The 15615-nt window shown below is 54.2% G+C and carries 15 protein-coding genes; 11 read left to right on the top strand and 4 right to left on the bottom strand.

Annotation, left to right across the window (positions count from 1 at the left end):
* Positions 1-13 precede the first annotated feature (13 nt).
* From yjjG to QNN86_RS13695, 6 genes are all read left to right on the top strand, one after another.
* Positions 14-691: a pyrimidine 5'-nucleotidase gene (gene yjjG, locus QNN86_RS13720; protein WP_279278124.1), complete on the top strand. Its 678-nt coding sequence runs from the start codon at positions 14-16 to the stop codon at positions 689-691.
* A 92-nt stretch (positions 692-783) separates the two neighbouring features.
* A complete protein-coding gene (prfC, locus tag QNN86_RS13715) occupies positions 784-2373 on the top strand; it encodes a peptide chain release factor 3 (protein ID WP_115259529.1) in 1590 nt (529 codons plus the stop codon).
* A gap of 305 nt (positions 2374-2678) precedes the next feature.
* Positions 2679-3296 carry a molecular chaperone OsmY gene (gene osmY / locus QNN86_RS13710; RefSeq protein WP_115259528.1) on the top strand — a complete coding sequence of 206 codons (618 nt, stop codon included), beginning with the start codon at positions 2679-2681 and terminating at the stop codon, positions 3294-3296.
* A 126-nt stretch (positions 3297-3422) separates the two neighbouring features.
* A complete protein-coding gene (locus QNN86_RS13705; RefSeq protein WP_003019081.1) occupies positions 3423-3584 on the top strand; it encodes a DUF1328 domain-containing protein in 162 nt (53 codons plus the stop codon).
* Positions 3585-3705: 121 nt separating this feature from the next.
* The gene (locus tag QNN86_RS13700; protein ID WP_414211269.1) at positions 3706-4779 is read left to right on the top strand and encodes a patatin-like phospholipase family protein; all 1074 of its coding nucleotides are present in this window, start codon (positions 3706-3708) and stop codon (positions 4777-4779) included.
* Positions 4776-5552 carry a metal-dependent hydrolase gene (locus tag QNN86_RS13695; protein WP_182270474.1) on the top strand — a complete coding sequence of 259 codons (777 nt, stop codon included), beginning with the start codon at positions 4776-4778 and terminating at the stop codon, positions 5550-5552. The genes QNN86_RS13700 and QNN86_RS13695 overlap by 4 nt, the downstream gene beginning before the upstream one ends.
* Positions 5553-5705: 153 nt before the next feature.
* Here QNN86_RS13695 and QNN86_RS13690 read toward each other — a convergent pair whose 3' ends face one another.
* Positions 5706-6569: a YjjW family glycine radical enzyme activase gene (locus QNN86_RS13690; protein WP_181618581.1), complete on the bottom strand. Its 864-nt coding sequence runs from the start codon at positions 6567-6569 to the stop codon at positions 5706-5708.
* Positions 6541-8091, bottom strand: a complete 1551-nt coding sequence (locus QNN86_RS13685) for a YjjI family glycine radical enzyme (protein WP_181618582.1) — start codon at positions 8089-8091, stop codon at positions 6541-6543. The genes QNN86_RS13690 and QNN86_RS13685 overlap by 29 nt, the downstream gene beginning before the upstream one ends.
* 261 nt (positions 8092-8352) lie before the next feature.
* Between QNN86_RS13685 and deoC the strand changes: the two genes are divergently transcribed.
* The 4 genes from deoC to deoD all read left to right on the top strand — a co-directional run bounded on the left by deoC (position 8353) and on the right by deoD (position 12760).
* Complete coding sequence (gene deoC / locus QNN86_RS13680) at positions 8353-9132, top strand: deoxyribose-phosphate aldolase (RefSeq protein WP_220132985.1); 780 nt, start codon at positions 8353-8355, stop codon at positions 9130-9132.
* A gap of 107 nt (positions 9133-9239) precedes the next feature.
* Positions 9240-10562, top strand: coding sequence for a thymidine phosphorylase (gene deoA, locus QNN86_RS13675; RefSeq protein ID WP_043018339.1), 1323 nt, complete (start codon positions 9240-9242; stop codon positions 10560-10562).
* 51 nt (positions 10563-10613) lie between these two features.
* Entirely contained in the window at positions 10614-11837 is a 1224-nt protein-coding gene (gene deoB / locus QNN86_RS13670) for a phosphopentomutase (protein WP_414211265.1), read from the top strand.
* Positions 11838-12040: 203 nt separating this feature from the next.
* Positions 12041-12760, top strand: coding sequence for a purine-nucleoside phosphorylase (gene deoD / locus QNN86_RS13665; protein ID WP_115643920.1), 720 nt, complete (start codon positions 12041-12043; stop codon positions 12758-12760).
* 85 nt (positions 12761-12845) lie between these two features.
* Here the strand turns inward: deoD and lplA are convergent, their stop codons facing one another.
* Positions 12846-13862 carry a lipoate--protein ligase LplA gene (gene lplA, locus QNN86_RS13660; RefSeq protein WP_414211263.1) on the bottom strand — a complete coding sequence of 339 codons (1017 nt, stop codon included), beginning with the start codon at positions 13860-13862 and terminating at the stop codon, positions 12846-12848.
* A gap of 22 nt (positions 13863-13884) precedes the next feature.
* Positions 13885-14526 carry a YtjB family periplasmic protein gene (locus tag QNN86_RS13655; RefSeq protein WP_181618585.1) on the bottom strand — a complete coding sequence of 214 codons (642 nt, stop codon included), beginning with the start codon at positions 14524-14526 and terminating at the stop codon, positions 13885-13887.
* Positions 14527-14641: 115 nt separating this feature from the next.
* Here QNN86_RS13655 and serB point away from each other — a divergent pair, with 115 nt between their 5' ends.
* A complete protein-coding gene (serB, locus tag QNN86_RS13650) occupies positions 14642-15610 on the top strand; it encodes a phosphoserine phosphatase (protein ID WP_181618586.1) in 969 nt (322 codons plus the stop codon).
* The last annotated feature ends 5 nt before the right edge of the window (positions 15611-15615 follow it).

Raw genomic sequence — 15615 nt, 5'->3', positions numbered from 1 at the left:
AGGTGTAATGATGATGAAGTGGGACTGGATTTTCTTTGATGCCGACGAAACGCTGTTTACATTTGATGCGTTTACCGGCCTACAGCGGATGTTTCTTGACTACAGCATTACCTTTACCGCTGAGGATTTTCAGGACTACCAGGCCGTGAATAAACCGCTGTGGGTGGATTATCAAAACGGTGCGATCACCTCATTACAACTGCAGCATGCCCGTTTCCTGAGCTGGGCTGAGCGTCTGAACGTGCCGCCTGGCTCGCTCAATGATGCGTTTATTAATGCGATGGCAGAAATCTGTTCCCCGTTACCGGGTGCGGTTTCGCTGCTGAATGCGATTCGTGGCAAAACGAAAATCGGCATTATTACCAACGGTTTTACCGCCTTGCAGCAAATTCGCCTTGAGCGCACCGGGCTGCGCGATTACTTCGACCTGATGATCATTTCTGAACAGGTTGGCGTGGCAAAACCCGACCCGCGTATTTTTGATTATGCGCTGGAGCAGGCGGGCAATCCCGATCGCTCCCGCGTGCTGATGGTGGGTGACACGGCGGAGTCCGATATTCTGGGTGGCATCAATTCCGGGCTATCAACCTGCTGGCTAAATGCGCACCAACGCGAACAGCCGGTAGGCATTCAGCCGACCTGGACCGTGGCTTCATTAAGCGAACTGGAACAACTCCTGTGTAAACACTGATTGCCTCCCCCCCATTGATGGGTAAAATAGCCGCAATTTTTCGTATTCAACATGCGTGACGTAGAGCCGCGCTTACTCAAGAAGATTGAACTATGACGTTGTCTCCTTATTTGCAAGAGGTGGCCAAACGCCGCACCTTTGCCATTATTTCTCACCCGGATGCCGGTAAAACGACGATCACCGAAAAGGTGCTGTTATTCGGACAGGCAATTCAGACCGCCGGTACCGTTAAAGGCCGCGGCTCTAACCAGCATGCGAAATCAGACTGGATGGAGATGGAAAAGCAGCGTGGTATCTCTATTACCACCTCTGTGATGCAATTTCCGTATCATGACTGCCTGGTTAACCTGCTGGATACCCCAGGGCACGAAGACTTCTCGGAAGATACCTACCGTACGCTGACGGCGGTGGACTGCTGCCTGATGGTTATCGACGCCGCGAAAGGTGTTGAAGATCGTACGCGTAAACTGATGGAAGTAACGCGTCTGCGCGATACGCCGATCCTGACGTTCATGAACAAACTCGACCGTGATATCCGCGATCCGATGGAGCTGCTGGATGAAGTCGAAAACGAACTGAAAATTGGCTGCGCGCCAATTACCTGGCCGATTGGCTGCGGTAAATTGTTCAAAGGTGTTTACCACCTGTATAAAGATGAAACTTATCTGTACCAGACCGGTAAAGGTCACACTATTCAGGAAGTCCGTATTGTTAAAGGCCTGAATAATCCGGAGCTGGATGCCGCCGTCGGTGAAGACCTGGCGCAGCAGCTGCGCGACGAGCTGGAACTGGTGCAGGGCGCGTCTAACGAGTTCGACCAGGAATTGTTCCTCGCCGGTGAAATCACTCCGGTGTTCTTCGGAACCGCGTTAGGTAACTTCGGCGTTGACCATATGCTTGACGGTTTGGTGGAGTGGGCGCCTGCGCCTATGCCGCGCAAAACCGACACCCGCATCGTTGAGGCATCTGAAGAGAAATTCACCGGTTTTGTGTTTAAAATTCAGGCCAATATGGACCCGAAACACCGCGACCGTGTGGCGTTCATGCGTGTGGTTTCCGGCAAGTACGAGAAAGGCATGAAAATGCGCCAGGTGCGCATTGGTAAAGACGTGGTGATCTCCGATGCGCTGACCTTTATGGCGGGCGACCGCTCTCACGTGGAAGAAGCCTACCCGGGCGATATCCTCGGTCTGCACAACCACGGCACTATTCAGATTGGCGACACCTTTACCCAGGGTGAGATGATGAAGTTCACCGGTATTCCGAACTTCGCGCCAGAACTGTTCCGTCGTATTCGCCTGAAAGATCCGTTGAAGCAAAAACAGCTGCTGAAAGGGCTGGTACAGCTGTCTGAAGAAGGTGCGGTGCAGGTCTTCCGTCCAATTGCCAACAACGACCTGATCGTCGGTGCTGTCGGCGTGCTGCAGTTTGACGTCGTCGTTTCCCGCCTGAAAAGCGAGTACAACGTTGAAGCGATCTACGAATCGGTCAACGTGGCGACCGCGCGCTGGGTAGAATGCTCAGACGTGAAGAAATTCGAAGAATTTAAGCGTAAAAACGAAATTCAGCTGGCGCTGGATGGCGGCGATAACCTGACCTATATCGCCCCGACCATGGTTAACCTGAACCTCACCCAGGAACGTTATCCAGACGTGACGTTCCGTAAAACGCGCGAACACTAATCGACCTTCCAGGGTGCGGCTTATGCCGTGCCCTGCGACTTTCCCTGCCTTATTAATCCCTTACGGAATGTTCTTAAATCCCGCACTTTTTCCTTATTTTGCCTGTTTTTTAATCGTATTTGTCTGCGGCATCAAAAATGTGATCTATATTTAACATTGTGATGACATAAATATCGGCTTTAAATTCTACGTTACTTTCTCATCTTAGTTGTTTTAGCTGATATTTATTTCGATTACGAGATGAATTGCTGGCTCAGCCCGATAAGCGGCAGAGCATCGATATGAGCAAAAAAAGGATTAAATCGATGACAATGACAAAACTGAAGATCTCAAAAACGCTGCTGGCTGTGATGCTGACGTCTGCTGTTGCCACGGGGTCTGCATTTGCAGAAAACGCGACCACCGATAAAGGGCAATCCGGTCTTGAAAGCGCAGGGCAGAAAGTTGATAGCTCGATGAATAAAGTCGGCGATTTCATGGATGACAGCTCCATTACCGCAAAAGTGAAAGCCGCGCTGGTCGATCACGAAAGCATAAAGAGCACCGATATCTCGGTTAAAACAGACCAGAAAGTGGTCACGTTAAGCGGATTTGTTGAAAGCCAGGCGCAGGCAGAAGAAGCGGTAAAAGTGGCGAAAGGCGTTGAGGGAGTTACCTCCGTGAGCGACAAACTGCACGTGCGTGACAGCAAAAGCACTTCTGTAAAAGGCTATGCGGGCGATACGGCAACCACCAGTGAAGTCAAAGCCAAATTGCTGGCTGATGACATCGTTCCTTCTCGCAAAGTGAAAGTGGAGACCACCGATGGCGTGGTTCAGCTTTCAGGCACCGTTGACTCACAGGCGCAAATCGAGCGCGCTGAGAGTATCGCCAAAGCCGTTGATGGCGTGAAAAGCGTTAAAAACGACCTCAAAACTCAGTAATTCGACTTAATTCGCCAACCTGATATTTGTCGGAAGGCGCGTTGTGCACCACACTAAAATATCGCAATGGGCGGCCTGAGCGCCCATATCAAGCGGTTGACATTAACTATGGTAAAGGAGAAGCGTATGTTTCGTTGGGGCATCATATTTCTGGTTATCGCGTTAATTGCCGCCGCTCTGGGCTTTGGTGGACTGGCGGGTACCGCTGCAGGTGCAGCGAAAATTGTCTTCGTGGTGGGGATTATCCTGTTCCTGGTCAGCCTGTTTACCGGGCGTAAACGACCCTAGTTGGTAAACCGTAAAGAAAAATTGCTACTCAGCCAGTCCAGCGGACTGGCTTTTACGGTTTTAGTGATACGTAATTTGCGTTACTTTGTCGCTCTATCATAAAAAAAACAGGAAGGCAGAGGTGGGGCAGAGAATACCCGTCACGCTCGGTAATATTGCGCCTTTATCGTTACGTCCGTTTCAACCCGGCAACATGGCGCTGGTGTGCGAGGGCGGAGGGCAAAGAGGCATTTTTACCGCGGGCGTGCTGGACGAGTTTATGCGCGCGCAATTTAATCCTTTTGATCTCTTCTACGGGACGTCCGCTGGTGCGCAAAACCTGTCGGCCTATCTCTGTAACCAGCCGGGTTACGGGCGCAAAGTGATTATGCGCTACACCACCCGACGTGAATTCTTTGACCCGGTGCGGTTTGTGCGCGGGGGAAATCTCATCGATCTCGACTGGCTGGTAGAGTCCACCGCCGCGCAGATGCCGCTGGCGATAGACCATGCCGAACAGTTATTTGCCGCGGGAAAAGCGTTTTACATGTGCGCCTGTCGCGGAGATGACTACACGCCGGGCTATTTTTCGCCGAACCGACAAAACTGGCTCGACCTTCTGCGTGCGTCCAGCGCCATGCCAGGATTTTATCGTAGCGGGGTAGCGCTGGACGGCGTGAACTATCTGGACGGTGGGGTCAGTGACGCCATCCCCGTTCAGCAGGCGGTAAAGCAGGGGGCGAAAACGCTGGTGGTGATCCGCACCGTGCCCTCGCAAATGTACTACACCCCGCAGTGGTTCAAACGCATGGAACGTTGGCTGGGGGAAAGCAGCCTGCAACCGCTGGTCAATCTGGTGCAGCATCATGAGGCCAGCTACCGCGCCATTCAGAGTTTTATTGAAAAACCGCCGGGTAAGCTGCGTATCTTTGAGATCTATCCGCCCAAGCCGCTCCACAGTATGGCGCTGGGAAGCCGAATTCCGGCCCTGCGGGAAGACTACAAAACCGGACGCCTGTGCGGACGTTACTTTTTGGCGACCGTCGGTAAACTGTTGGCGAAAAACACACCGTTGCCCCGCCAGACGCCGAAGATTATGGTGCCTGGACCGGTGGTGGTCCCTCCGGCGCCGGTTGCCAATGACGAGCTGGCGCCCGTGGTGACTGATGTGCCTCATGCCAACGATACGACGTTTAATCATGAGGATCTGGCGTGAGCTATCGGTTTATCGATACGCATTGTCATTTTGATTTTCCGCCGTTCACCGGCGATGAACCTGCCAGCCTGCAGCGCGCTGCAGAGGCGGGGGTGAGCGGGATTATCGTGCCGGCGACCGAGGCGGCGAACTTTACTCGAGTGCTAACTCTGGCACACACCTATCCCCCGTTGTTTGCCGCACTGGGTTTACATCCGATTGTGATTGAACATCATGACGACGATGCCCTGGACCAGTTGCAACAGGCGCTGGAAAAGCGTGCGCAGAAGGTGGTAGCGGTAGGGGAGATAGGACTGGATTTGTATCGTGACGATCCGCAGTTCGACAAGCAGGAAAGGATGCTGGACGCGCAGCTTCAACTGGCGAAACGCTACGAACTGCCGGTGATCCTGCATTCACGACGTACTCATGACAAACTGGCGATGCACCTTAAGCGCCATGCGCTACCGCGTACCGGCGTAGTGCATGGCTTTGCCGGGAGCTTGCAGCAGGCGGAACGCTTTGTGCAGCTGGGATATAAAATTGGCGTGGGCGGAACCATTACCTATCCCCGTGCCAGCAAAACGCGCGAGGTGATGGCGCGGCTGCCGCTGGGATCCTTGCTGCTGGAAACCGATGCGCCGGATATGCCGCTCAACGGCTTTCAGGGTCAGCCCAATCGCCCGGAGCAGGTCACCAGGGTGTTTGAAGTATTATGTGAGCTGCGCCCGGAGCCCGCAGAGGTCATCGCCGAGGCGCTGTATCGTAATACCACGGCGTTGTTTAATGTGTGATTGTTGAGTGCCGGATGGCGGCTGCGCCTTATCCGGCCGACAAAAGTGTGCGCTCCGTAGGCCTGATAAGCGAAGCGCATCAGGCATATCTTTGCCGGATGGCGGCTGTGCCTTATCCGGCCTACACATGGTGATGTCGTCGTATTCGGCATTTCACAGGTACAGCGCCGGGAAGATCACATTATTCACACCGCGTTCGCGCAGCCCTTGCGCCAGTTGCTCCACATCCTCTGGCGTCGCGCTCGGCCAGGTTTTGGCTTCACCATACACGCCATGCGCATGAAACGCGTTAAGGCGCACGGGAATGTTGCCCAGGCGGTGAATAAACGCTGCCAGCGCATCAACGTGCTGCAAGTAATCCACCTGTCCGGGAATGACCAGCAGGCGAAGCTCCGCCAGTTTTCTCCGCTCGGCCAGAAAGAGAATACTGCGCTTGATTGCCGCGTTATCGCGCCCGGTGAGCTGCAAATGGCACGCGCTGTCCCAGGCTTTTAAATCCAGCATGACGCCATCGCACACCGGCAGCAGCTTCTCCCAACCGGTTTCGCCCAGCATGCCGTTGCTGTCCACCATGCAGGTCAGGTGTTGCAGGTGCGGATCGGCTTTGATCGCGGAAAACAGCGCAATCACGAAGGGAAGCTGCGTCGTCGCCTCACCGCCGCTCACGGTTATCCCTTCAATAAACAACGATGCCTTACGAATGTGACGCAGCACCTCATCGACGCTCATCGTCTGCGCCATCGGCGTGGCCTGCTGCGGGCACATTTGCAGGCAGGTGTCGCACTGCTGGCAAACATCAGACTGCCACCACACTTTTCCCGCACTCAGACTTAATGCGTCATGCGGACAATGCAGCACGCACTCCCCGCAATCGTTGCAGCGCCCCATCGTCCACGGATTGTGGCAATTTTTACAGCGCAGATTGCACCCTTGCAGGAACAGGGCCAGGCGACTACCTGGCCCGTCGACGCAGGAAAAAGGGATCAGTTTACTTACTGAAGCGCATCTGCTGTTCATGGCTTATCACACGAGGTTGTCGTTGCAGAATGCGCGTATTGCGTGCGGCCTCTTCACCCAGCCAGGTGGTGTTAGTGCGAGATCCTTCGGCACGGTATTTTTCCAGATCCGACAGGCGCACCATATAACCGGTGACGCGGACCAGATCGTTACCGCTGACGTTGGCGGTAAATTCACGCATTCCGGCTTTAAACGCGCCCAGGCAAAGCTGTACCAGCGCCTGTGGGTTACGCTTGATGGTTTCATCCAGCGTGAGGATGTCGCTGATCCCGGCGTGATAATACGCGTGATGCGGGGCCACGGTTTGCAGATGAGTAATAGGATCCGGCTCGTCGCCATACGGCAGACGCGCGCCCGGCGTGGTGCCAATGTCTGAACTGATCCCCGACTGCGCATGCAGCATCGCACGCTGCTGCCAGCCGTATTTCACCGGTGTGTTGGCCACAAAGTCAGCAAGCTGGGCGCTGATCCGATAGCCCATCTCATTGGCGCTTTCATCTTTGCCATAGCGTGCGTTCAACCCGGCTTTCTCACACAATAGGTTTACCGCTTCCGCCAGACCGTACATGCCAAACATTGGCACAAAACGTTCGGGATCAATCAACCCTTCCTGCACCAGGAAGCTATTCTCAAAGAAATGTGATTTCTCATAGAGGAATTCACACCGTGAATCAATGATGGCAATTTGCTGCTGGCAGTAGTGCGGTAGGGTGCGTGTAAAGAAGTCATCGACAGACGTGCTGCGCTCTGCGATGGCTTTCAGATTCAGCCTGACCAGCGTACTTCCGCCGCCCGCCAGCGGCAGCGAGTTGTAACAACTGACGACGCCATAATGTCCTTTTGTGAAAATTTTATCATTTTCAGGGCCGTTGGAAATATGCGGTTTACTGCATTCGCAAATATTTTGCGCCACGTTTAACAGCAGGTCGTCAGGTGTGATTTGTGGATCATAAATAAAGGTAAGATTAGGCGAAACCTGCTTTAGCTCTGCATCTGCACGTAAAATGGCGCGGGTGATCGGCGTATCGGCCGGGCCAATATTGGCATGCATAAAGGCGTCTGGCAGGGTTCTGTCGAGATACCGCCAGAAACGTTTTATTCGAATATCGATCTCGTCTTGTGTTAGAATTCTAACATACGGTTGCAGCAGGGCATCAAGCTGACCAAGGTACACCGGCATCGACGTCACTGACGGAACATGGTGGTACAGGATGGTGAGCAAGGATAAGGCGTCATCAAGATCCTGTGCACCTTCCAGCTCAAGCCAGGCTGAGCCGTTGGCCAGAAAATGCGCATAATTGGGCAAAACATAACGTGGTTTGAACGGGGCATGACCTTCGTACATATCGCAGATAACCCCGTCATCCAGCGCCTGGCGTGCTTGTGCAGGCAACTGCGGATAAGGCAGTGCGTTTTCTGCCTCCAGCGCCAGAAAGTGGCGTTTCTGCTCAGGGCTGAGCACCGGACTGGTCACGATTTGTTGGCAGCGCTGTTGCAGCGCGAGTTCGCTTGAAGTGGGCATCGTCGATTCCTTTATGTGCCGAAGGTTAAGCAACATTGTAGGAAGCAACCGATCCTCAACCTTTGATCCGGATGCGCCTGATGCCATCGCATGTCGCCAGTAAAGGTCGATTATTTGAAGTAGATCTCATTAGAGTAATGCAAATCTGTATGTGGTTTTCATTAACTGTGATGTATATCGAAGTGTAATAGCGAGCGGATGTTAGAATACTAACAAACTCGCAAGGTGAAATTTTATACGGCGATGCCGTTGGAGAATGTTATGACCGATTTAACAGCAAGCAGCCTGCGTGCCCTGAAACTGATGGACCTGACCACCCTGAATGACGACGACACCAATGAAAAAGTGATCGCGCTGTGTCATCAGGCAAAAACCCCGGTGGGCAACACGGCGGCAATCTGTATCTATCCGCGTTTCATCCCTATTGCGCGTAAAACGCTGAACGAGCAGGGCACGCCGGATATCCGTATTGCAACGGTAACCAACTTCCCGCACGGCAACGATGATATCGATATTGCGCTGGCAGAAACCCGTGCAGCGATTGCCTACGGCGCAGACGAAGTTGACGTGGTATTCCCGTACCGTGCGCTGATTGCTGGCAACGAGCAGGTCGGTTTTGACCTGGTGAAAGCCTGTAAAGACGCATGTGCAGAAGCAAACGTGCTGCTGAAAGTGATCATCGAAACCGGTGAACTGAAAGAAGAAGCGTTGATTCGCAAAGCATCTGAAATCTCCATCAAAGCAGGGGCTGATTTCATCAAGACCTCTACCGGTAAAGTCCCGGTTAATGCGACGCCGGAAAGCGCACGCATCATGATGGAAGTGATCCGCGATATGGGCGTTTCGAAAACCGTTGGTTTCAAACCGGCTGGCGGCGTGCGTACTGCGGAAGACGCGCAGCAATTCCTCGCCATTGCCGACGAACTGTTTGGCGCAGACTGGGCGGATTCCCGTCACTATCGCTTTGGCGCATCCAGCCTGCTGGCAAGCTTGCTGAAGGCGCTGGGTCACGGCGACGGTAAGAGCGCAAGCAGCTACTAAGTTTTCATTGCCCATCGTAGGCCGGATAAGGCGCAAGCCGCCATCCGGCATGAATACGACTTGCCGGGTGGCGCATTGCTTACCCGGCCCATAATCGGGAGGTTCCCTTGTTTCTCGCACAAGAAATTATTCGTAAAAAACGTGATGGTCATGCGCTAAGTGATGAAGAAATTCGTTTCTTTATTAACGGTATTCGCGACAACACCATCTCTGAAGGGCAAATCGCCGCCCTGGCGATGACCATTTTCTTCCACGATATGACAATGCCTGAGCGTGTTTCGCTGACCATGGCAATGCGTGATTCAGGAACCGTGCTGGACTGGAAAAGTCTGCAGCTGAACGGCCCGATTGTGGATAAACACTCGACCGGCGGCGTGGGTGACGTAACGTCACTGATGTTAGGCCCGATGGTCGCAGCATGCGGCGGCTATATTCCGATGATCTCCGGGCGCGGCCTGGGGCATACCGGCGGTACGCTGGATAAACTGGAAGCTATTCCGGGATTTGACATCTTCCCGGACGACGCGCGTTTCCGTGAAATTATTAAAGACGTGGGTGTGGCGATTATTGGGCAAACCAGCTCGCTCGCACCGGCGGATAAACGTTTTTATGCCACCCGCGACATTACCGCGACGGTGGATTCCATTCCGCTGATCACCGGTTCGATCCTCGCTAAAAAGCTGGCGGAAGGGCTGGATGCGTTGGTGATGGATGTGAAAGTCGGTAGCGGCGCCTTTATGCCAACCTACGAGCTTTCTGAAGCCCTTGCCGAAGCGATTGTCGGCGTGGCGAACGGGGCAGGCGTGCGTACCACCGCACTGTTAACCGATATGAACCAGGTGCTGGCTTCCAGCGCCGGTAACGCAGTAGAAGTCCGCGAAGCCGTGCAGTTCCTGACCGGTGAATATCGCAATCCACGTTTGTTAGACGTCACCATGGCGCTGTGTGTGGAAATGCTGATCTCCGGCAAACTGGCGAAAGACGATGCCGAAGCTCGCGCGAAATTGCAGGCGGTGCTGGATAACGGTAAAGCGGCGGAAATTTTTGGTCGCATGGTCGCAGCGCAAAAAGGTCCGACCGACTTCGTGGAAAACTATGCGAAGTATCTGCCAACGGCAATGCTCAGCAAAGCTGTCTATGCTGATACCGAAGGTTTTGTTAGCGCAATGGATACCCGTGCGCTGGGGATGGCGGTGGTTTCCATGGGCGGCGGTCGTCGTCAGGCATCGGACACTATTGATTACAGCGTCGGCTTTAGCGACATGGCGCGTCTGGGCGACAGCGTAGACGGACAGCGTCCGCTGGCGGTGATCCACGCTAAAGATGAAGCCAGCTGGCAGGAAGCGGCGAAAGCGGTCAAAGCGGCAATTAGCCTTGACGACAAAGCGCCAGAAATTACACCGACAGTCTATCGTCGTATAACCGAATAACTGTATACTGATCTGATCGCTTTTTTGCGGCGCAGATGTATGGAGAACAAGATGAAACGTGCATTTATTATGGTGCTGGACTCCTTTGGTATTGGTGCGACTGAAGATGCGGATCGCTTTGGCGACGTAGGCTCAGACACTATGGGGCACATTGCAGAAGCCTGCGCGAAAGGTGAAGCTGACAATGGTCGCAAAGGTCCGCTGAATTTGCCTAACCTGACCCGTCTGGGCCTGGTGAAAGCTCACGAAGGTTCTACAGGTAAAATTGCCGCCGGAATGGACGGTAATGCAGAGGTAATCGGTGCCTACGCATGGGCGCATGAACTCTCTTCCGGCAAAGACACGCCGTCTGGTCACTGGGAAATCGCCGGTGTGCCGGTTCTGTTTGACTGGGGTTACTTCTCCGATCATGAAAACAGCTTCCCGCAGGAGCTGCTGGACAAGCTGGTTAAGCGTGCCAACCTGCCGGGCTACCTCGGCAACTGCCACTCTTCCGGTACGGTGATTCTGGACCAACTGGGCGAAGAGCATATGAAAACCGGCAAGCCGATTTTCTATACCTCCGCTGACTCCGTGTTCCAGATTGCCTGTCACGAAGAGACCTACGGTCTGGATAAACTCTACGAGCTGTGCGAAATCGCCCGTGAAGAACTGACCGAAGGCGGCTATAACATTGGTCGCGTGATCGCCCGTCCGTTTATTGGCGATAAAGCGGGTAACTTCCAGCGTACCGGTAACCGTCACGATCTGGCTGTAGAACCGCCAGCGGCGACCGTTCTGCAGAAGCTGGTCGACGAGAAAAATGGCCACGTTGTTTCTGTAGGTAAGATTGCCGACATTTACGCGAACTGCGGTATCACTAAAAAAGTGAAAGCGACCGGTTTGGACGCGCTGTTTGACGCCACTATCAAAGAGATGAAAGAAGCCGGTGACGAGACTATCGTTTTCACCAACTTCGTCGATTTCGACTCCTCATGGGGCCATCGTCGCGATATCGCCGGTTATGCCGCAGGCCTGGAGCTGTTCGACCGCCGCCTGCCTGAGCTGATGGAGCTGGTGGGTGAAGATGACATTCTGATCCTGACCGCTGACCACGGCTGTGACCCAAGCTGGCCGGGCACTGACCACACGCGCGAGCACATTCCGGTGCTGATCTATGGCCCGAAAGTCAAACCGGGTTCACTGGGTCACCGCGAAACCTTCGCGGATATCGGTCAGACGCTGGCGAGCTACTTTGGTACGTCGCCGATGGACTACGGTAAAAACATGCTGTAATACCCGTTGTCTTTCCCGCTGTAGATGCGTTGACTTCATTCGCTCACCCCGGTCACATAGTTAATCTATGCTCCCGGGGATTCACGAATTCGTCGCCTTCCTACAACGTGAAATCCTTAAGGTATTTGAATACGTTTTGTAGTTTTGTAGGCCTGATAAGGCGTAGCCGCCATCAGGCAATAACAACGAGATAAGGATAAAAGATGGCAACTCCACATATTAATGCAGAAATGGGTGATTTCGCTGACGTCGTATTGATGCCTGGCGACCCGCTGCGTGCGAAGCACATTGCTGAAACTTTCCTCGAAGATGTTCGTGAAGTGAACAACGTTCGCGGCATGTTAGGTTTCACCGGCACCTACAAAGGCCGTAAGATCTCCGTGATGGGTCACGGCATGGGTATCCCGTCCTGCTCCATCTACACCAAAGAGCTGATCACCGATTTCGGCGTGAAGAAAATCATCCGCGTAGGCTCCTGCGGCGCTGTGCGTATGGACGTGAAACTGCGTGATGTGGTCATCGGTATGGGTGCCTGCACCGATTCCAAAGTTAACCGTATCCGTTTTAAAGATCATGACTTTGCTGCTATCGCTGACTTCGACATGGTGCGTAACGCTGTGGATGCGGCCAAAGCGCTGGGCGTAGACGCGCGCGTGGGCAACCTGTTCTCTGCTGACCTGTTCTACTCTCCGGACGGCGAAATGTTCGATGTGATGGAAAAATACGGCGTGCTGGGCGTGGAAATGGAAGCTGCAGGTATCTACGGTGTTGCGGCTGAGTTTGGTGCGAAAGCGCTGACCATCTGCACCGTATCCGACCATATCCGTACTCACGAGCAGACCACTGCCGCTGAACGTCAGACGACCTTCAACGACATGATCAAAATCGCGCTGGAATCCGTGCTGCTGGGCGATAAAGCGTAATATCTTTAGTGCCGGGGGGCGGCTTTGCCTGACCCGGCCTACGGTTTTGTATGCCCGCTAAGCACAGCGCCAGCGGGCTTTTTTATTAGCGTACTGCGCCCGCTATCCATGCCGACAGTTCGCGTAGCTCTTTTTCCTGCTGCGGGAAATCACCAACCAGCGCATCGCATTCCTGTTGTAGCCTATCCGCACGATACAGACACCCTTGCAGGCGACCCGCCAGCGCTTCTAACGGCGCGGGATTCAGGCTGTCTGTAAACATCTGCGCACGGGTGATATGGCCTTTCTCAACGTCGAAATGCAGCTCGACGCCGCCCCAGGTAAAACGCTCATCCAGCAGATGAGAGAAGGCAGGCGCCTGACCAAAGTTCCACTCCCAGCTGCTCTGGCGGGCAAACGTTTCGGCAAAGTTGGGCAGATCCGGCGTGTTATCCGGGGAAATAATTTCTGCCGCCACGTGTTCGCCATAATGCGCGAAAAAGGCGTTGGTGATGGCTTCGCATACGGCCTCGTGAGTAACCTCCGGCAGCAGTTCAACCAGATTAGCGACCCGACTACGAACGGAGGTAATTCCCTTCGCCGCGAGTTTCTTTTTATCGGGATTAAGATAGTTCGCCAGGCGGCTGAGATCGGCATTTAGCAACAGCGTACCGTGGTGGAATCCGCGGTCTTTGGTTTCGCGATACGCCGAACCTGAAACTTTGCGATCGCCTTCGGCCGTTTTGACCACCAGATCGTTACGCCCGGAGGCGTCAGCGTTGACGCCCAGTGCGTTCAGGGCATTGAGTACGATAGTGGTGGAGATGGTTTTGTCGTATTCCGGTTTGCCTGCCATAAAGGTAAAGCAGGTATTACCGAGATCGTGAAACACCGCGCCGCCGCCGCTGCTACGGCGAGCCAGCCGGACGTTATCCTCTTCCATGCGTCGGGTATTGCACTCTTTCCACGGGTTTTGCGCCCGGCCTATGACCACCGTATCGGCGTTGCGCCATAAAAACAGCACGCGCTGCGTGGCGGGCATTTGACGAAAAATGCACTCTTCAACCGCCAGATTAAACCACGGATCGTAAGAGTCGGAGATAAGCAGGCGTAATGTGGTCATGGTTGATTTCCTTCCTGGTAAATTACTCTTTTTTCTCGCTATCTTCTTCCTGCACCGGTTTGTTGGCGGTCAGCAGGAACGGCGATTGTTGCCAGCGGGTGCGCTTACCTTGCAGTAATGTCCGGGTTAATACCACGCCAATCGCCAGTGACAGGAGCAGCATCAGGCGTAGAATGTTGGTGGTGTTATCCACCTGTTTGGCCTCGGTGGCAAGGGTGTGGGTGTCGAGCGTGAGGCGCAGATAGCCCAGCGGGCCGTTTTTACCCTGAATGGGTTCGACAATCTGCTGGTTAAAATAGCCCCCGGCTTTTTTACCGTCCAGCGCCAGCCGGTCGCGAACATTCACGCTCTCACCGGCATGCGTAATGAGATCGCCCTGTTCATCATAGACGCCCGCATCGAGAATACGGCTCTCGTCGGTGAGCTGACGCAGCACGGCAGCGATGCGTTTTTCATCCGGCGTTTCTGTTCGCATCAGCGGCGCGACGTTTAACGCAACCTGGCGGGCCAGCGTGCGGGCTAGCTCTTCCAGCTGCGGATTTCGCTGCTGTTGATGGTTTTGACTAAACCACGACGCGCCCTGCATCAGGGCGACGAGCAGCGCGAGGCAGGACAATACAATCACTGCACGATGAAGTCGGAATTTCAGTTTTGCGCGAGCCATATTCCACCTGCTGAAAATTTGAGGCTTAATGTTGCCAGAAGCGCTGGTTACAGGGTAGCCTCATGCGTTATTTTCCCCTGATGATTCCGACCCGAACGATTTTACAGGAGCTTTAATGCCTAACATTACCTGGTGCGATCTACCTGAAGATGTCTCTCTGTGGCCAGGTCTGCCCCTCTCTTTAAGTGGTGATGAAGTGATGCCACTGGATTACCACGCGGGCCGTAGCGGCTGGCTGCTGTATGGTCGTGGGCTGGATAAACAGCGCTTAACGCAATACCAGAGCAAACTGGGGGCGGCGATGGTGATCGTGGCAGCCTGGTGCGTCGAGGATTATCAGGTGATTCGCCTGGCGGGGTCGTTAACACCGCGGGCAACAAAACTGGCGCATGATGCCAAACTGGATGTCGCCCCGCTGGGGAAAATCCCGCATTTGCGCACGCCAGGCCTGCTGGTGATGGATATGGATTCGACGGCGATCCAGATCGAGTGCATTGATGAAATCGCCAAACTGGCCGGCACCGGCGAGATGGTCGCAGAAGTGACGGAACGCGCGATGCGCGGCGAGCTGGATTTTACCGCCAGTCTGCGCAGCCGCGTCGCTACGCTGAAGGGCGCTGATGCCAATATTTTGATGCAGGTACGTGAAAATCTCCCGCTGATGCCCGGCTTAACGCAGCTGGTGCTGAAGCTGGAAACGCTGGGCTGGAAAGTGGCGATTGCCTCTGGTGGCTTTACCTTCTTTGCTGACTACCTGCGTGAAAAGCTGCGTCTGACGGCGATCGTGGCGAACGAGCTGGAGATCATGGACGGGAAATTTACCGGCAACGTGATTGGCGATATCGTCGATGCCCAGTACAAGGCCGCCACCCTGACCCGACTGGCGCAGGAATATGAAATCCCGATGACACAAACGGTGGCGATTGGCGACGGCGCCAACGATCTGCCGATGATCAAAACGGCAGGGCTGGGGATCGCCTACCATGCTAAGCCGAAAGTGAATGAAAAGACGGAGATTACTATCCGTCACGCTGATCTGATGGGGGTGTTCTGCATTCTCTCCGGCAGCATGAACCAGAAATAACGAGG

This window comes from Citrobacter sp. C348 (genome assembly GCF_047467975.1).
Lineage (GTDB): Bacteria > Pseudomonadota > Gammaproteobacteria > Enterobacterales > Enterobacteriaceae > Citrobacter > Citrobacter gillenii.
Note: the sequence above shows the minus strand (reverse complement) of the source record. Positions and strands in the feature narration are given on the sequence as shown.